Annotated in this window: 17 protein-coding genes; 8 read left to right on the top strand and 9 right to left on the bottom strand. The window is 56.9% G+C overall.

All coding sequences use genetic code 11. From position 1 onward, the window contains the following. The first annotated feature begins 19 nt into the window (after positions 1-19). Positions 20-1,708 carry a long-chain-fatty-acid--CoA ligase gene (locus PKO02S_RS01595; RefSeq protein WP_127579329.1) on the top strand — a complete coding sequence of 563 codons (1,689 nt, stop codon included), beginning with the start codon at positions 20-22 and terminating at the stop codon, positions 1,706-1,708. Between the two features lie 156 nt (positions 1,709-1,864). Beyond that, positions 1,865-3,136 (top strand): MFS transporter, encoded by a 1,272-nt coding sequence (locus PKO02S_RS01590; protein ID WP_127579328.1) that lies wholly within the window; start codon positions 1,865-1,867, stop codon positions 3,134-3,136. A 94-nt stretch (positions 3,137-3,230) separates the two neighbouring features. Here the strand turns inward: PKO02S_RS01590 and PKO02S_RS01585 are convergent, their stop codons facing one another. Next, positions 3,231-3,446 (bottom strand): hypothetical protein, encoded by a 216-nt coding sequence (locus PKO02S_RS01585; protein ID WP_127579327.1) that lies wholly within the window; start codon positions 3,444-3,446, stop codon positions 3,231-3,233. Positions 3,447-3,689: 243 nt separating this feature from the next. Between PKO02S_RS01585 and PKO02S_RS01580 the strand changes: the two genes are divergently transcribed. The 3 genes from PKO02S_RS01580 to cysI all read left to right on the top strand — a co-directional run bounded on the left by PKO02S_RS01580 (position 3,690) and on the right by cysI (position 9,034). Further along, positions 3,690-5,297, top strand: coding sequence for an S-layer homology domain-containing protein (locus tag PKO02S_RS01580; RefSeq protein ID WP_127579326.1), 1,608 nt, complete (start codon positions 3,690-3,692; stop codon positions 5,295-5,297). Between the two features lie 158 nt (positions 5,298-5,455). Beyond that, on the top strand, positions 5,456-7,282 hold the full coding sequence (locus tag PKO02S_RS01575; protein WP_127579325.1) for an assimilatory sulfite reductase (NADPH) flavoprotein subunit: 1,827 nt from the start codon (positions 5,456-5,458) through the stop codon (positions 7,280-7,282). Positions 7,283-7,312: 30 nt separating this feature from the next. Continuing rightward, positions 7,313-9,034, top strand: coding sequence for an assimilatory sulfite reductase (NADPH) hemoprotein subunit (gene cysI, locus PKO02S_RS01570; protein WP_127579324.1), 1,722 nt, complete (start codon positions 7,313-7,315; stop codon positions 9,032-9,034). 65 nt (positions 9,035-9,099) lie between these two features. On the opposite strand, the gene PKO02S_RS01565 is transcribed toward cysI, so the two are convergent. Beyond that, positions 9,100-10,050 (bottom strand): zinc dependent phospholipase C family protein, encoded by a 951-nt coding sequence (locus tag PKO02S_RS01565; RefSeq protein WP_127579323.1) that lies wholly within the window; start codon positions 10,048-10,050, stop codon positions 9,100-9,102. After that, positions 10,043-10,921, bottom strand: a complete 879-nt coding sequence (locus PKO02S_RS01560) for an amidohydrolase family protein (RefSeq protein ID WP_164821237.1) — start codon at positions 10,919-10,921, stop codon at positions 10,043-10,045. Before PKO02S_RS01560 ends, PKO02S_RS01565 begins: the two co-directional genes overlap by 8 nt. A gap of 183 nt (positions 10,922-11,104) precedes the next feature. On the opposite strand from PKO02S_RS01560, the gene PKO02S_RS01555 reads away from it, so the two are divergent. Next, a complete protein-coding gene (locus PKO02S_RS01555) occupies positions 11,105-11,869 on the top strand; it encodes an alpha/beta hydrolase (protein ID WP_127579321.1) in 765 nt (254 codons plus the stop codon). Between the two features lie 57 nt (positions 11,870-11,926). Here the strand turns inward: PKO02S_RS01555 and PKO02S_RS32195 are convergent, their stop codons facing one another. Then, the gene (locus PKO02S_RS32195) at positions 11,927-12,094 is read right to left on the bottom strand and encodes a hypothetical protein (RefSeq protein WP_164821228.1); all 168 of its coding nucleotides are present in this window, start codon (positions 12,092-12,094) and stop codon (positions 11,927-11,929) included. 142 nt (positions 12,095-12,236) lie between these two features. On the opposite strand from PKO02S_RS32195, the gene PKO02S_RS01550 reads away from it, so the two are divergent. Then, positions 12,237-13,298, top strand: coding sequence for a M42 family metallopeptidase (locus tag PKO02S_RS01550; RefSeq protein ID WP_174819865.1), 1,062 nt, complete (start codon positions 12,237-12,239; stop codon positions 13,296-13,298). On the opposite strand, the gene PKO02S_RS32190 is transcribed toward PKO02S_RS01550, so the two are convergent. Beyond that, entirely contained in the window at positions 13,276-13,431 is a 156-nt protein-coding gene (locus PKO02S_RS32190; protein WP_164821236.1) for a hypothetical protein, read from the bottom strand. The two genes, PKO02S_RS01550 and PKO02S_RS32190, sit on opposite strands and share 23 nt — an antisense overlap. 8 nt (positions 13,432-13,439) lie before the next feature. After that, positions 13,440-14,609, bottom strand: a complete 1,170-nt coding sequence (locus PKO02S_RS01545) for a M20 family metallopeptidase (protein ID WP_127579360.1) — start codon at positions 14,607-14,609, stop codon at positions 13,440-13,442. A 173-nt stretch (positions 14,610-14,782) separates the two neighbouring features. Here PKO02S_RS01545 and PKO02S_RS01540 point away from each other — a divergent pair, with 173 nt between their 5' ends. Next, complete coding sequence (locus PKO02S_RS01540; protein ID WP_164821235.1) at positions 14,783-15,430, top strand: GDSL-type esterase/lipase family protein; 648 nt, start codon at positions 14,783-14,785, stop codon at positions 15,428-15,430. A gap of 1 nt (position 15,431) precedes the next feature. On the opposite strand, the gene PKO02S_RS01535 is transcribed toward PKO02S_RS01540, so the two are convergent. The 3 genes from PKO02S_RS01535 to fadR all read right to left on the bottom strand — a co-directional run bounded on the left by PKO02S_RS01535 (position 15,432) and on the right by fadR (position 17,983). Next, on the bottom strand, positions 15,432-16,442 hold the full coding sequence (locus tag PKO02S_RS01535; RefSeq protein WP_127579319.1) for an electron transfer flavoprotein subunit alpha/FixB family protein: 1,011 nt from the start codon (positions 16,440-16,442) through the stop codon (positions 15,432-15,434). Between the two features lie 144 nt (positions 16,443-16,586). Next, the gene (locus tag PKO02S_RS01530) at positions 16,587-17,366 is read right to left on the bottom strand and encodes an electron transfer flavoprotein subunit beta/FixA family protein (protein ID WP_127579318.1); all 780 of its coding nucleotides are present in this window, start codon (positions 17,364-17,366) and stop codon (positions 16,587-16,589) included. A gap of 32 nt (positions 17,367-17,398) precedes the next feature. Then, entirely contained in the window at positions 17,399-17,983 is a 585-nt protein-coding gene (gene fadR, locus PKO02S_RS01525; protein WP_127579317.1) for a fatty acid metabolism transcriptional regulator FadR, read from the bottom strand. Positions 17,984-18,089: the final 106 nt, after the last annotated feature.

Below are 18,089 nucleotides of genomic sequence, written 5' to 3'. Positions count from 1 at the left end.
TCGAGGTAGGTGGAGGAGCTTGGATCAAAGACCTTGGTTTGCGAATTATCCGAAGGAAGTCCAACCGAAGCAAGACGTGCCCCCGGTACCGCTCACCCATTATTTGAAGGAAGCGGTCAAGCTGTATCCTTCGCATACGGCGGTCTCGTTCTTCGGCGGCAAGATGAGCTATCGCGAGCTGCTGCAGGAGGCATACCGATTCGCGAATGCGCTCAGCCATCTTGGCGTAGGGCGTGGTGACCGGGTGGCGCTCATGCTGCCCAATTTGCCGCAATATGTAATCTGCTACTATGGGACATTGCTGCTTGGCGCCGTCGTCGTGCAGACGAATCCTTTGTATGTAGAGCGTGAGCTCGTCTATCATCTGAATGATTCCGGGGCGGATACGATCGTCTGCCTGGATTTGCTGTTTCCCCGCATTCGCTCCATTCGTGACAAAGTCAAGCTGAAGCGCGTTATCGTGACCGCCATTCCCGACTATCTCCCTTTTCCGAAAAACATCCTGTATCCGATCGCCCAAAAACGCAAAGGAGTCAATCCGGTTGAGATCAACGACCAAAAGGAGCAAATATTCCGGCTGAAGCCGCTGCTTCGTCAATCGTCAGCCGAGCCGATCCCCGCTTTTCAGGTAAATGTGCTTGAGGATGTGGCGGTGCTGCAATATACCGGCGGCACGACCGGAACGGCGAAAGGGGTCATGCTTACCCATTACAATCTCGTTGCGAATGTCGAGCAAGCGAAGCAATGGATGTACCGGGCGGCGCTGGGCAAAGAAACGGTGCTGGCGGCGGTGCCGATGTTTCACGTCTACGGAATGACGGTCTGCCTGAATTTCGCCATGGCGGTCGGCGGCAAGCTTGTGCTGCTCCCGCGGTTCGAGATCGATACGCTGCTCAAGACGATTCATGCCGAGAAGCCTACTATTTTCCCCGGTGCGCCGACGATGTACATTGCGATCAACCACCATCCGCAGACAGCGAAAAAATTCGACATCTCCTCGATTCAATGCTGCATCAGCGGATCGGCGCCATTGCCGCTCGAGGTCCAGCAGCGGTTTCAGTCGCTAAGCGGCGGAAGGCTGGTCGAAGGATACGGTTTGTCGGAGTGCTCGCCTGTAACCCATGCGAATCCGATCTGGGAGAGGAGCAAGATCGGCAGCATCGGGTTGCCGTGGCCCGGAACCGATTGTCGGATTGCCGACCCGGACACTGGAGCGATCCTGCCGGTAGGTGAGGTAGGCGAGATGGAGATCAAAGGGCCGCAGGTGATGAAAGGGTACTGGAATCGGCCAGAAGAGACGGCGGAGGTGCTGAGGGACGGTTGGTTGCGCACCGGAGACATGGGCTATATGGATGAGGACGGCTATTTCTACATCGTGGACCGCAAGAAGGACTTGATCATCGCCGGCGGCTACAAAATATTCCCCCGCGAGTTGGAAGAAGTGCTGTTCGACCATCCGTCCGTGCTCGAGGCGACGGTGATTGGAGTGCCGGACGACTATCGCGGCGAGACGGTAAAAGCGTATGTGGTGCTGAAGCCGGAGTTGACCGTGACGGAGGAAGAGTTAAATACGTATTGCAGAAGCAAGCTGGCGGCGTACAAGGTGCCGAGGTATTACGAATTTCGCGAAGAGCTGCCTAAGAGCATGGTCGGCAAGGTGCTGCGCCGCGTGCTGCAGGAGCAGCATCGGCAAGGAAGCGGCGAATAGGAGTTGAGCGCGATATGGCGGGGACCTGGTGCAGGTTCTCGCTTTTTGCCGTCCATAGAAAACCTTTACATCCGACGTCTTCTATCGATCCGGATTCGATGTTAGAATGGGAATGTCAGCCGCACTTATTCCGACATACTCATGAGGGGGACTCCCATGGAAGACCGCATCAAAATTAGAGCCTGGCTCATGTACGATTGGGCGAATTCCGCGTTTGCCACGACGATGATGGCGGCGGTGCTGCCGATCTTCTACAGCGATGTCGCGGCTTCGACATTGGCCGAGGACCACTTGGCCGCCTCGTATTGGGGACTCACGCAGACGATCGCCATGCTGATCGTGGCGGTGCTGGCACCGATTCTGGGCGCGATCGCCGACGATACGGGAGCCAAGATGACGTTTCTCCGCACGTTTACTTACATTGGCGTCCTTGCTTCCGCAGGTTTCGTGTTCGTGGGTAACGGCGACTACATTTTAGCATCCGTTTTGTTTATTTTCGGGACGATCGGATTTTCGGGTGGAAACGCTTTCTATGATGCGCTGCTGCCGGACTTGGTGGAGGCCAAACGAAGGGACTATGTGTCCTCTCAAGGATTTATGACGGGGTATATCGGCGGGGGCATTCTGCTCGTGATCAATTTGTTGATGATACAGAAACCGGCTTGGTTCGGCCTGCCCAGTACGCTTGCGGGCACTTATGTATCCTTCGCATCCGTCGCGATTTGGTGGCTCGTGTTCTCCATACCGTTGTTCCGCCGAGTCAAGGATACGGGCAAATTGTCCGGACGTCCGCTGGGCTACTATGCTTCGGTCGGCTTCCGCAGAGTCGCGGCGACGTTCAAACAAATCCTGCATTACCCCGAGCTGGTCAAATATTTGATCGCCTTCTGGTTTTTCAATGACGGGATCAGCACGATCATTACGATGGCTACCGTATACGGCAAAGAGATCGGTATTGGAACGACTGATTTGATCGCCGCTCTGGTCATCACCCAATTCGTCGGCATCCCATGTACGCTGGCATTCGGCAAAATCGCCGAGCGGCTCGGCTCCAAACAATCGTTGTATATATCGCTCAGCATCTATGTGGTCATCGTCGTGCTCGGCTACTTCATGACATCGGCGCTACATTTCTACGTGCTGGCCGTGATGGTCGGATTTGTGCAAGGGGGCAGCCAGGCGATTGCGCGATCGATTTTCTCGCGGCTCATTCCGGCGGGGCGGTCGGCTGAGTTTTTCGGCTTTCTTACGGTATCGAGCAAGTTCAGCGCCATTCTCGGTCCGTTCGCGTTCTCGGTCGTCGGGCTCGCCACCGGCTCCAGCCGGTTTGGCATCTTGGCGCTTGTGGTGTTCTTCATCCTCGGGATATACATGCTCACCAGGGTTAATCTCGAGAAAGGCGAGAGGGAAGCGGTAGTTGTCTCTTAGGCCTAAATAAAGCCCCCTTCACCGGCTGAAGGGGGCGTTTCTTATGAGAACCTGTGCCACAGCCCTTCCAAACGAACGACTGCTTGAACAGGGATTATTCCGATTCGCTTTCCTCGGCGGCAGGTTGTTCCCCTGCTTCCTCTTCCACGGTTGCGGCAGCTTCCGCTGCGGCTTCCTCGACCTCCGCTTCTTGGGCGTCGGCAACCTCATCGACAGCTTCTTCCGCGACGACTTCCTCTGCGACCGCTTCTTCAGCGGCAGCGTCGCTCTCTTCCACGATCACTTCGACTACATCTTCTTCTTGGCTCATAGCACTCACCTCCTAGTAACAAAGTACTATTATTGTAAGCGCTTAATTTACAGCATGCAAGAGCGTAAAATGTCGAATTATGGATTTACAAAACTTTATTTTTTCTTTTGTGGCGCGGGTTTGAAAGTGAAACTCGACTATTGAACTTTTTTGTATAATAAGTAGTTCCGTAGAACTATTCATCGCGGCGATATGCTATCCTAATGTTATTAAAATCACCGAAAAGGGGAATGATTGGAAGCTATGTTCACACTCCGAAAGATACGATGCATCCTCGTCCTGCTGTCTGCACTATTGCTAGCTCCGTTAATCGCGCCTGCACCCGGTCTTGCTGTAGCGCCGCCGCTTATGGCCACGCTCCATGTGATCAAGCAAGTCATCAATGATAACGGAAGTTTGGGAACTCCGGGCATCTTTACCTTGCATGTGAAGGACAGTAACGGCAACGATGTACCAGGAAGTCCTGCACCCGGCGCTGCCTCTCCCGGCACTACATATATTTTGCCTGCCGGCACCTATGTAGTCAGCGAAGAGCTCAGTACCGTGTATTCGGTCAGCTACAGCGGAGATTTTGATCATAGCGGCGGAAATGTCGTAACCTTGAACGCGGGCGACAACAAGACGGTCGTTGTGATCAACGATGATTTGGAATACGAGGGAGGTTCCCTTGCGACGCTTTATGTCATCAAGAAGGTAATCAATAATAATGGAGGCACGGCTATTGCAAGCGACTTCAAGCTTCATGTGCAGGATACGGGCGGCAAAGATGTTGTAGGCAGTCCTGCTTCGGGCGTGGAGTCTCCCGGCAAAAAATATACGCTGGCAGCCGGCGTTTATCGGGTCAGTGAAGCTCCGGCTCCCGGATACACGGTCAGCTACAGCGGGAATCTGAACACGAACGGGACGGTCACCTTATCACCGGGTTCGGTCAAAACGGTTATCGTAACGAATGACGACAATGCTACGCCTTTCCCGAGTCCTACTGTAACTCCAACACCGACGGGTTCCCCAACCCCTACCGCAACTCCCAAACCAACCCCGACACCATCGCCTTCTCCAACCGTTTCACCGACTCCTACGGCAAAGCCAACTTCAACGCCGGCGTCTACTCCAACCGGTTCTCCTTCACCTACGCCAACGCCCGCAACTTCGCCATCGCCTACACCTCCGCCTGGGGACGAACCGGCCAGAATTGAGTTCCCGTACGGCTACATTAATGGGTATGACACTGGCGCGGTAGGGGTGGGCGATCCTCTGACACGAGAGCAAGTAGCCGCCTCGCTTTACCGCATTTTCAAGCAAGCGGGTACTACTGATGGGTATATGAAGCCGACCGTGTCGGATTTCACGGATTTGGAGACGGACCGATGGTCGTTTGCAGCGATCGAGTATATGGTCAGCATCGGGGCGATTCCCAAGGGAGTTACCGTGAGGCCGACTGAGCCTGTGACCAGAGGAGAGATGGCGAAGATCATAGCGATGTCGCATAAAATGACCGACAAGGCCAGCATCGTGCAGTTCCCCGATTTGCCGGCGTCGCACTATTATTTCGACTATGTCAATATGATTGTGAATTACGGGTTGCTGCAAGGATATCCGGACGGTACGATCCAACCTGACGGACTGATCACAAGAGCGGAATACATTACAATGGTGAATCGGTTTATCGGACGAGACGCGAGGTACAACGTGCAAGGCTACCCCAGCCTTTACAATGACTTGGACTATACCCACTGGGCTTTCGCCGATATCCAGCGAGCTTCGTTCGGCTTCACCTCGGTGCCCGATGAGAATGGCTTCTTCCAGGTGGACCTCAGCATAGACATCTCCAAGGCTGATTTGGATACTTGAGACGGCTTTTGTCGATTTATCACGATTGCTTATGAATCCAATAAGATCATTTGTCTTGTTCCGCGAGCCTAAGCGTGGTACGGTATTAGGGTTAATAGCTCTAATTTTATCAGAATGATCGGATTTCTCACGACAATCGAGCGAGGTGTGTAGGATTCATGCTTCAAGTAACGAACAGTCCGTTTCAGCAAGATCAAGTAGATTTGCTTAACCGCTTGCTGCCGACGCTTACGGAAGGACAAAAAATTTGGTTAAGCGGCTATTTGTCCGCGCTTCACAATGCAACAACTGTGGCAGGGGCTCCTGCTCCTCAAGCAGCCGCTCCGGTATCCGCAGCCCCGGCCGTATCCCGCGAAGTGACCGTGCTCTTCGGCTCGCAGACCGGCAACAGCCAGAAGCTGGCGAAGAAGCTGGCGGGCAAGCTGCAGGGGCAACAATTCCAGGTCAGCGTTTCTTCGATGATCGACTTCAAAGCCAACACGCTGAAAAAAGTTCAGAACCTATTCGTGATCGTCAGCACCCACGGCGAAGGCGATCCGCCGGACAATGCTTTGTCGTTCCACGAATTTCTGCATAGCAAGCGGGCGCCTCAGGTAGAAGGCATGTCATTTTCAGTGCTGGCACTGGGCGATACCTCTTACGAGTTTTTCTGCAAAACGGGCAAAGACTTCGACACTCGTCTGGAAGAGCTGGGTGGCAAACGTCTCGTACCGCGCGTCGATTGCGACGTAGACTTCGACGAGCTGGCGAATCAATGGATCGACAACGTCGCAGCTTCGCTCAGCGAAGCGGGAGCCGGCGCGCAAGCGAGCGTTCCTGTCGGAGGCGGCACCTCTGTTCAACCTGCAGCCGCCACGGAATATTCGCGTTCGAATCCGCTGCAAGCCGTCGTGCTCGAGAACTTGAACCTGAACGGACGCGGCTCCGACCGCGAAACCCGTCACTTGGAAATTTCACTGGAGGATTCCAATCTCCAGTATGAAGCCGGCGACAGCCTGGGCATTTATCCGCAAAACCACCCGCGCCTCGTCGAGGAAATCATCGCGGCGATGGATTGGAGCGCGGACGAGCTGGTGCCGTTGCCGAAAAGCACGCAAGAAGTGTCTCTCAAGGAGGCGCTTACCAATTATTACGAGATTACCGTGCTGACGAAGCCGCTGCTCGAGCAAGCCGCCGCCCTCGCCCCGCACAGCAGCCTGCAAGAGCTCTTCGCCCCGGGCCGGGAGCAGGAGCTGAGGGACTATCTCAAAGGAAGAGACCTGCTGGATCTGGTGCAGGACTTCGATCTCGCCGGAGTGTCGGCGCAATTGTTCGTCGCCGTCCTGAGAAAACTGCCGCCGCGGCTTTATTCAATCGCCAGCAGCCCGAAGGCTTATCCGGGCGAAGCCCATCTGACGATCCGCAAAGTGGCGTACGAAGCCAACGGCCGTTACCGGTACGGCGTCTGCTCGACCCATGTGTCCGAGCGGTTGAAGCCCGGTCAATCGGTTCCCGTGTTTATTCAGGAAAATCCGAACTTCAAGCTGCCTGCCGATTCAGCCACGCCGATCATCATGATCGGGCCGGGGACCGGCGTCGCTCCGTTCCGCGCTTTCCTGGGCGAACGCGAGGAGGCGGGTGCGGAAGGCAAGAGCTGGTTGTTCTATGGGGATCAGCATTTCGCTTCTGACTTCCTATATCAAATCGAATGGCAACGCTGGTTGAAGGACGGCGTCCTGACACGTATGGATGTGGCCTTCTCCCGAGATACCGATCGGAAAATCTATGTCCAGCATCGGATGCTGGAGAAAAGCCGGGAGCTGTACGACTGGCTGCAGCAAGGCGCGGTCGTCTACGTCTGCGGAGACGAGAAGAAGATGGCGCATGACGTGCATGCGGCGCTCCTCGCCATTTTGCGTCAAGAAGGCGGCCTGAACGAGGAAGAGGCGGCAGCCTACATGACAAAGATGCAGCAGGACAAACGTTACCAACGGGACGTTTACTAATAAGGAACTCAGGAGCAAGGAGGCAGAGGCATGTCTGACAACAACTTACTATCGCCTAATAGCGCGCCGCATAGCGATGTCGAGGCGATCAAAAAGAGAAGCGACTATTTGCGCGGTACATTGACGGAGTCGCTGGTCGATCCGATTACCGGTTCGATCTCGGAAGACGACAACCGTTTGATGAAATTCCATGGCAGCTATATGCAGGACGACCGGGACGTGCGCAACGAGCGGAACAAGCAGAAGCTGGAGCCCGCCTTCCAATTCATGGTGCGCGTTCGCGCAGCCGGGGGCATCGTGACGCCGGAGCAATGGCTCATGATGGATCGGGTCGCACAGCAATATGCGAATGGCACGATTCGATTGACGACGCGTCAATCGTTCCAGCTGCACGGGGTCATCAAGTGGAGCATGAAAACCGTCATCCAGCAGGTGAACGAAGATCTGCTCACTACGCTGGCGGCCTGCGGCGACGTCAACCGCAACGTCATGTGCAATCCGAACCCTTATCAGTCGGAAGTACATGAGCAAGTGTACGAGTGGGCGGTTAAGCTGAGCAACCACCTCGACCCGCATACTCGCGCCTACCATGAGATTTGGCTCGATGAAGAGAAAGTGATAGACAGCCTCGCAGGAGTGGAGCAGGAGCCGATCTACGGACCGGTCTACCTCCCGCGTAAATTCAAGATCGGGATCGCCGTTCCTCCGGCCAACGAGGTGGACGTGTTCTCCCAGGACTTGGGCTATATCGCCATTCACGAAAACGGCAAGCTCCTCGGCTTCAACGTCGTCGTTGGCGGCGGGATGGGCATGTCGCACGGCGATCCGAAGACGTATCCGCAGGTGGCGCGGACGATAGGCTTCATCAAGCCGGAGCAGATGATCGAGCTTGGCGAGAAGACGGTTATGATTCAGCGCGACTACGGAGACCGGGCGGTGCGGAAGCATGCGCGGTTCAAATATACGATCGACGACCGCGGTCTCGAGTGGTTCATTGAAGAGCTGCAGCAGCGCCTCGGCTGGAAGCTGGAGGAAGCCCGTCCGTACACATTCGATCATAACGGCGATCGTTATGGTTGGGTGAAGGGCAGCAACAACAAATGGCACTTCACGATGTTCATCCAGAACGGCCGCGTGAAGGACGATGCGGAGCTTCAGCTGCTGACCGGCCTGCGCGAAATCGCCAAGGTGCATAACGGCGACTTCCGTCTGACGCCGAACCAGAATCTAATCATAGGCAACGTCAGCTCGCAGAAGAAGAAAAAGATCGAGCAATTGATCGAAACCTACGGCTTGACAGACGGTTCGGCATTGTCCGGGATGCGCAGAAATTCGCTTGCTTGCGTTGCCTTGCCTACTTGCGGACTGGCCATGGCGGAATCGGAGCGCTATCTCCCAACCTTGATCGATAAGCTGGAGCTGATCCTGGACGAAGCGGGACTTCGCCAAGAGGAGATTGTCATCCGGATGACCGGCTGCCCGAACGGCTGCGCCCGTCCGATGCTGGCTGAAGTATCCTTTATCGGGAAAGCGCCAGGCAAGTACAACTTGTATTTAGGCGGCGGCTATGCCGGTCAGCGGCTTAACAAGCTGTATCGTGAAAATATCGGCGAAACCGAGATTTTGAGCGAACTGAAGCTGATCCTGAACCGGTTTGCGAAGGAGCGGGAAGACGGCGAGCATTTCGGCGATTTCTGCATTCGCGCAGGCTATGTCAAGGAAGTTCGCGACGGTATGGATTTTCACGGGTAATGCGTAATTTAAAAGCCTCCTTCCCGGTGTTGACGGGAGGGAGGCTTTTGGCATTCAGCTGAAAGTCAGAACACCGGGTCCACAAACCAAACCTCAAGCCCGCTGTCGCAAGGCTTCCCGGTTTCGTAAGAGATGTTGCCGAGAGCGGGGATAAAAGATTGCCAGCCTTGCTCCTTCTCTTGCGGGGCAGAAGCTCTCACACAGCGCATAGCGGCTTCCAGCAAGCGGCTGCCGTCTTCCAGCGCCAGCTCCCACATATCCCACACGCTCTCCGTAAACGTCTCCTCCGGTACGGCGGGATGATGCCAGACAGCTCGAGCTTCGTTCATAATATCGATCGCCGGCGGATTTTTCTCGGCCACCAGCTTGCGGATGTAACCTCCGGTAAGGGCGCGCTTCCAGCCGTAAGGATCATGAAACAGCCTTTGCCCCCGCAGCATGTCGCGGTAAGCGTCGTTCCAGTCTTGAGCGCCGAGCGGTTCGGCGAGGGTTGGGAAATAATGACCCGTCACCGCCAATAATAGCGAGGTGACGCTTTCCGGCAGCCGAGGACCCGCATCCAGCTCGCGCCAGACCGGCGTCCGCCACGTTTCGAGCCCCAGCCTCTGTCTCACAATCAGCGTATCCATCAGAATCTCGAATCGCTGATGATCCCACTTCCGGAAGCCGGAGCGATAGAAGACATATGGATGCATGTTGCGATCCAGCACATGGTGCGTCAGGAAGCCAAGTACATAGATCAGCGCTGGATCTGTTGCCGGACGGCCTGTGACGGAACGGACCATATAGCTCAGCACCGGCCCGCATTGCGAGCTGTGCATCGCACCGCCTAGCGCCGGCATGCCCAGCCCTCGCTGCAAGGGAAGGAAGCGATGATAGAACAGCAGATCGGGACCCTGGCAGCCGACCCGGAACAGATTTCTCAGCTTGCGATCGCTCAGCTCGACCGCGACATCTGGCGCCACTTGCTGTAGCAGCTGTTCGCCGAACAGGAAGTGCGTCCAAATATTAGGCATGTACGGGCACGTCGAGCGGAACGAGCTTCAAGGCGTTGCCGGAGTAAATTTTGTTCAAGACGTCTTGCGGCAGGTCAAGTTCGCCAAGCACCTCTTGATGGACATTATCGAAGTAATCGCGGGCATACAGGATGCGGTCTTGGAATTCCAGCATGAATTCCCTGGCGAAGCCGAGATCGCGACGGAACGCATTCGCCCCGGAGCCTGCAGAGATGTCGCAGTACAAGTTCGGGTAATTGCGAAGCATCTCGGTTACTTTGCCTCCTGGCAGCACAGGGCCTTTCGGATAGGAGAGCTTGTCGAACTGATCGTCTCCCGAAATATGCGCCCAGAAGCCCGGAGCATGGCCGAGGAAGATCGTTTCGGGGCAAGCCGCGACTGCACGCTCGAACGACCCGATTCCGCCGCCGTACCACCAATTCGGCCGCGGATATTTCCGCCCGGTATCGAATTCATAGTCGATATGCACGATAACCGGGAGTCCCTTCTGACCGCAGAACCGGAACATTCGGATCGCGTCGGGATTGTCGTACATCATGCGGAGCTTGATCTCGCCATAGATGCGTACGCCGAACATGCTGATCGCATAGTCCAGCTTGTCGATGGCATCGGGACGCCGTGGGTCGGGCGCATACCCGAGGATGAACTTATCGGGATACTGTCGGGCGTACGCAGCGCAGCGGGCAAAGGAAATCGGACCGTGTTCCCCGATATCGGGCACGACGCGTTTGTAATGAGGATCGTACTCGTCCTCCGGACATTCCCAACTGATCAGCCACGTTTTGTCGATGTTGTATTTCGCCATGTTTTCCAGAAACCGCTCCACATTGTATCCGTACCAATCCGGGTGGTTGTGCGCGTCGATAATCATCAAATCGTCTCCCATCGTCTCTAGTGATTGCAGTACTTGATAGGTACATTGTACAAGTTAGATACAAGCATAGGCAATATGCAGTTTTTGAATAAGAGTAGAAATTCGACAATAAGAATGGCACAATAGGAAGTACAGATTGCTTAGAAGTAATTAATTATATACTCGAGAGGATGGACATCAATGGCTTTACTGCATGTACATTTCCCTTCACCCGCACTAGGCATCGCTGCGTCGATGGAGGTTATCTTGCCTGATCCGCAGCCTGAGATCGCTTCGGATCCGAACCGCAAGCTGCCGACTTTGCTTCTCCTGCACGGGCTGTCTGACGATCACTCGGCGTGGGTGCGACGCACGTCAATCGAGCGGTATGCCGCCGGGAGAAATATCGCCATCCTCATGCCGGCGGTCAATCGCAGCTTTTATACCGACATGGAGTACGGAGCTGCTTATTGGACGTTTGTGAGCGAGGAGCTGCCGGCGACGGCTCGATCGTATTTTCCGTTGTCAGACAAACGAGAGGATAATTTCGTAGCAGGATTGTCGATGGGCGGGTACGGAGCGTTCAAGTTGGCATTGACGCATCCGGATCGGTACGCCGCCGCGGCCAGCTTGTCCGGTGCGCTCGATATCGTCGCCAGAGCGGCCCATTTTACGAAGGACTACAGAAACATCTTCGGGGAGCAGGCGGACCAGCTCGAGGGAAGCAAACATGACGTGTTCCATTTGGCCAGCCAGGCGGTCGCCTCAGGTGCGCCGATGCCGAGCTTGTTCCAGGCGTGCGGAACGGAAGATTATTTGTACGCAGACAACCAGAGGTTCCTGGGGCATGCTCGAGAGCTCGGATTGCCGCTTGCTTACGAGGAAGAAGCCGGAGCGCATAATTGGGCTTATTGGGATATGAAAATAAGTCGGGTGTTGGACTGGTTGCCGGCAGCAGGGAAATAGTTTTGATGGAAAATAAAACCGCTGGAGCTCCGTATGGCTCCAACGGTTTTATTTGGTTTACTCCGGAAGCTCCTCGTCATAAGCGTCGAATTCGTCCCGGGTCCGATCTTGCTCCCCGAGCGATTGCTGCATATCCGACGAAAATTCGTTCCGGTACTGGTCGATCCGGGAAGGATGCCCGGCGATGCCGCCGTCGTTGTCCGGTTTGTTGTTGCGCCCATTCATCGTGGTGCTCACCTCCTTGTCGTTCGAACCCTTATAGCGTTTGCCAATTGGCTGGAGAATCATACCTCGGGTGGAAAGTGTATTTCCGGATGCAATTCGTATATACTCGGGGGGAATAACATTTCCGAAGGAGAAAAAAGAGATGATAAGTGCGCTGAAACCGGAACTGAACCGGACTTACATATTGGAGCTGCTGGAGAAGCTGTTGAACACGCCGAGTCCTAGCGGATTTTGCATGGAAATCATGATGCTGATTCGCGCGGAAGCCCAGAAGCTGGGGTATGCGGTGGAAATGACGCCGAAAGGCAACGCGATCATTACGGTCCCGGGGGAACAGGAAGGGGAAACGATCAGGCTGACGGCGCATGTCGATACGCTCGGCGCGATGGTGAGGGCCATCAAACCGAACGGCATGCTGCGCATGACGCCGATCGGAGGCTACGCCATGCAGACCGTGGAGGGAGAATACTGCCGGATTCATACTCGCAGCGGGCGGACCTACGAGGGAACGGTCCTCTCGACGAAGCCGTCCGTGCATGTGTACCCCGATGCGAGAGACTTCAAGCGGGAAGAAGCGAACATGGAAGTGCGAATCGACGAGCTCGTGAAGGATAAAGCCGGGGTGGAAGCACTCGGCATAGGGGTTGGCGACTACATCTCCTGGGACCCGAGGACGAGGCTGCTGCCGAACGGCTGGGTCAAGTCGAGGCACTTGGACGACAAGGCCAGTATGGCCGGTTTGTTCGGGCTGCTGGAATGGCTGAAGCGGGAAGGGCGGAAGCCGCAGAGGACGGTAAAAGTAATCATCTCGACGTACGAGGAAGTGGGGCATGGGTCGTCCTTCATTCCAGCGGATATCTTCGAGATGATCGCCGTCGACATGGGAGCGCTGGGCGACGACCTGTCCGGAACGGAGCTGGACGTCTCCATCTGCGCGAAGGATTCGTCCGGGCCCTACGACTACAACATGACATCGCGGCTCATCGAGCTGGCGAAGCGGGAAGGGCTGCCTTATGCGGTCGACATTTACCCGCAATACGGCTCGGACGCTTCGGCGGCGCTCCGCGGAGGCAGCAACATTCGCGCCGCGCTGGTCGGACCGGGCGTGCACGCCTCGCACGGCATGGAGCGGACGCATGCCGACGCGATCATGAACACAGCGGTGCTGCTGCTCGCTTATATTATGGAGCCGATGACGCCGTAACTTCGCTCTTGCGCTCCGAACGCAGGAAGATCCCGGCGCCGATGAGCAGCAGCACGGCGGAGCCGAGCTGCGAGGCCGACAGTCGCTCGCCCAGGAACAAAGCGGCTTCGACTTCGGACCAGCGGATATTCAAGTTGTACGCTAGTCAGCGGTAGATTGCAAGAAACGCTCGCGGATGCGGGCCAATGCTTCCGGATCCGAAACGGCGTCGAACGCGGTAAGGGCGAGCGCTTGTGCCGCCAGCACCATCCCCTGCATCGCGCGTGCCGACATCGCCTGATCGCGGAATTCTTTCGTGTGCAGCAAATGACGCTCGTCGATGATCTGCACGAACGGGTGAATCGACGGGCATCGCCTGGAGACGTTGCCGAGATCGAGCGAGCCGTTGTCCTTGCCGCTGTAGATTTGACCTTCCTCGACGCCGAGCGCCAGCAGATTCGCGCTGAACAGCTCCGAGAGAGGCTCGTTCGTAATCAGCTCATCGTAAGCGTATTCGTAGTTTGAGGTCCGGAGAGTACAGCCTGTAGCCAGCGCAGCGCCTTCCGCTACACGCAGCACCTTCTGCACGACTTCGTCGGTATGAGGCCGATTAGCGGAACGGATGTAGAAGTCGGCCGATGTGTAGTCCGGTATAATGTTAGGCGCCTTGCCGCCCTCTTTAATGACGCCGTGAATTCGTACATGAGAAGCCAATTGCTGCCGCAGAGCATTGATTCCGCCAAAGAGCAGCAGCATCGCGTCGAGCGCATTGATGCCCTCATGCGGGCTGGCGGCGGCATGGGCCGGTTTGCCGAAATATTCGAAGCGTAGGGCGTCCATCGCCAGCGAGCTGCCCGACTTCTCGTGACGATAATAGGGATGACCCATCAGCGCGATGTCCACATCGTCGAATAAGCCGGCGTCCGCCATCGGTACTTTGGCGCCTTTCGTCTCCTCTGCCGGGGTACCATAAACGCGGATTTCGCCGCCTACCCGTTCGATGACCGCCTTCAGACCTACGGCCGCCAGCATGCTCATCGAGCAGATCAGATGATGGCCGCATGCATGCCCGAGCTCCGGAAGCGCGTCATACTCGCACAGGAAAGCGACGGTCGGACCCGGCTTAGCCGCCCGATACGTGCCGATGAAGGCAGTCTCGAGGCCCAGCACCGGAGCTTCGACCTCGAAGCCTTGCGCGCGCAGCTCGCCGGTCAGCTTCTCGAAGGCCAGAAACTCTTGATGCCCAAGCTCGGGATGCTCGCCGATGAATAGCGAGATCGCGATGAAGCGGTCCGCTTGATTGTTAATGCGGTTAATTATCTCGTCTCTCATGCTCATGATTCGGCACTCCTCGCCGTTAAGGTTCACTCCTTTCATTGTATACCAAACCGTCGGCAAGGGCCAATTTCGGGAACGCTCCTCTTAAATTTCGCCTAGAGAATGCCCAATTGCTCCTTCGTTACATAAACTGTAACAAGATGCTGGCGGATAGGAGGAACGATGGAATGAAGCAGCAGGAGTATCATTATGCCGCTATCGGAGATTCGCTTACCGCGGGATTCGGAGTGCTGCCCGAGCAAGGCTTCGCCGCAAAGCTCCATGAGCTGGCAGAACGGGAGCTTGGGTGCAAAGTTCATTTCTACAACGCAGGTGTGACGGGAGCGACGGCGGGGGAGACGCTGGAGCTGGTGCAACAAGACCAGGCATTACGGGAAAAGTTGGAGCTCGCCGATTTGATAACGGTTACGTGCGGGGGGAACAACTTGATCCAGGCGGCCAAGCGGTTTTATCTCGACGGAGAGACCGGCCATCTGAAGGCGGCCCTGATCGAATACAGCACGCATATGCGCCAGCTGGTGCGAGAGGTGAAGCGGCTTAAGGCGGTCAGCTCCAAGCCCTATTTGATTCGGTTGATCGGACTTTACAACCCGCTGCCTGAATTTGATGATGCGGTTTTTTGGGTGCAGCGGTTCAATAAGCATTTGAACCGGCTCGCCAAGGAGCCGGTTCAAGCGGTGGACGTCTATAGCGCGTTTCTGACACGCGAGGAGGAGCTGCTCTCAGACGATCAGTTCCATCCGAATGCCGACGGCTACAGGCTACTGGCCGACGAGACGCACCGGCTCGGCTATGATCCGCTGCTGGAGGAGTAGACTATCCGGCAGAAGCTTCTCGAAGCAGAGCCGTCAGCTTCGGGACGACATCGAACAAATCGGCTACGATGCCGTAATCGGCTACTTGGAAGATAGGCGCTTCCGGGTCTTTGTTGACCGCGACGATCACCTTGGAGGCGCTCATCCCGGCCAAGTGCTGAATGGCGCCGCTTATACCGCAGGCGATGTAGACGTCCGGCGTGACGACTTTGCCGGTCTGCCCGATCTGCAGCGCATAGTCGCAGTAGCCGGCATCGCAGGCGCCGCGCGAAGCACCGACCGCGCCACAGAGCGCCTCAGCGAGCTCGTAGAGCGGCCGGAACCCTTCGGCGCTCTTCACGCCGCGGCCGCCGGAGACGATGACGCCCGCCTCGGACAGATCGGCGCGCCCGGCCGGCTTCTGCGAGCGGTGCAGCACGCGGACGCGCGGCTCGGCTGGCGGCGCGTAGGGGACAAGCTCCAGCTCGGCGTGGAGCGTTTGCTCCAGCGGTTCGGCCGCGATGTTGTTCGGCCGGACGGTGACTACGAGCGGCCCTGCCGCGGCGGTCCGGGTTTCCATTGCTTTGCCGGCATAGATCGGTCGGGTGAACAGGACTTCGTCGCCGCGCCGCTCTACGGCTACGATGTCGGAGATTTGCCCGGTGCCGGCGCCCAGAAATTCGGCGATCGCCGGGGCGGCGTCGCGGCCGACCGGGGTGTGTCCGAACAGGACGACGCCCGGCGAGAGCCGGTCGACGAGCGGCTTCAGCGCGGCGATATACTGCTCCGCGGTCGGCTGCGCAAGATCATCGTGCGCTACTGCGTAGACGCGGGAGGCGCCATAACCGGCAAGCTGCGCCGCAGCGGCCTGCAGCTCGCTCTCCAGGCCGGCACCGCATACGATGGCGGCCTCGACTACAGCGTCGCCAGCCGCACAGCTTCTTGCCGCCGACAATGTCTCCAACGCAACCTTGCGCAGCATGCCGTCACGCAGCTCGGATATGACAAGCAATCGGTTAGTGTTCATTCCCATATGTTTCGTTCCTCCTTGCTAATTCTCACACCCGATAATCAAGAGATTAGTGCGAATGACTCCAAAATGGTCGAAGCGGCAGGTTGTAATCGAATTAGTCCATTTTTGCACCAATTCGGATTGGAAGCGGCTATGATCGTATCATTAGTCGCCGAGCTTCGCGTGCACCTTCAACAGCTCCGCCAGCTGCCGCACCTGCTCATCCAGCTCTCCTTGCAGCAGCTTCCCCGCTTGGCGTGAAGGGGGGAGAGCGACGGCGACTGTTCGAGTCGCAGCCTCCAGCTCGGTAGACGCCAATCCGAGTTCATCTGCGGCAATGACGCGAAACGGCTTTTTCTTCGCCTTCATAATGCCCGGCAAGGAAGGATACCGCGGCTCGTTCAAGCCTTGCTGCGCGGTGAAGAGCGCGGGGATGCGCACCTCGAGCGTCTCGGTCGCGCCTTCGACATCGCGCTCCGCTACGGCGACCTCGCCGCCGCCCTGCACCTCGAGCTTCGTAATCGCCGTCACGTGCGGAATGCCAAGTCGGGCCGCTACGCGGATCGCCACTTGTCCGCCGCCCTGGTCGATCGAGAAGAAGCCGCCCAGCACGAGGTCGGGTTTGTCGGCTTGCAGCTGCGCGAAGAGCAACGCGGCGAGGACGGCCTCGTCAGCCGTCCGCCCGGCAGGCGGCTCGATGCGGACGGCTTCGTCCGCCCCCATCGCGAGCGCGGTGCGAAGCGCCTCGGCGGCTCGTTCGGGGCCGACGGAGATGACCGTCACCTTGCCGCCATGGGCATCGCGCAGCCGGATCGCTTCTTCGACGGCATATTCGTCGTACGGGTTGATGATGAATTTGACCCCGTCCTCCTCGATTTTCCCGGCGGTCAGCTTGATTTTTTCCTCCGTATCAAACGTCATTTTCAATAAAACCGCAATTTGCATAATTCCATGCTCCTTTCCCCAATGAGGCTTCTTCAACGCTCGATCGCGAGCAAGAAAAAATCGACAGTGCCGTCCACCTGCGCCGACAGCGAGTAGGGCCGCTCCGCGATCAGCCACGTCGTCACGACCTCATCCATCGCGCCGAACAGCAAATGCCGGATCAGCTTTACGTCCAGATCGTCCCGGAACACTTTCATTTCCATTCCTTTCAGCAGCACCTGCTCGATCAGCCGAATGTACGGCTTCACCGCATGGCCGATCGCCCGTCGCAGCTCCAGGTCGCTCTGCCGCAGCTCGATCTGCGTCACCATCGCCAGCGCCCGATTGCGTTCCAGCTCCGTATAATGGATGCGGCACATCGTCCGGATTGCGTCGCGCGGATGGTCCGACTGGCTGACGCTTTCGCGGAATTTGTCCACGAGCTCGCCCAGCTTGCCCCGGATCAGGGTGATCAGGATGTCTTCCTTGCTCTTGAAGTACAAGTAAATCGTGCCGTCTGCTACGCCCGCCGCCTTGGCGATCCGGGAGACGGGGGCGCGGTGGTAGCCGAGCTCGGCGAATACTTGCAGCGCGGCTTCCAGGATGAGCTCGGATTTATCCTTCATTTTTCCAGTCATGGGACCACCCTTACGCCTCATAAGTTTCTACTACGATGAATGAACGCTCATTCAGTCGATCTTCGGTATATGTGTATGACCCGGAGCCGGGGAATAGAAACAGACA

Source organism: Paenibacillus koleovorans NBRC 103111 (assembly GCF_004000845.1).
Classification (GTDB): domain Bacteria; phylum Bacillota; class Bacilli; order Paenibacillales; family NBRC-103111; genus Paenibacillus_AA; species Paenibacillus_AA koleovorans.
The sequence above is the reverse complement of the archived record's forward strand: the minus strand, read 5'-3'. Positions and strand labels throughout refer to the sequence as shown.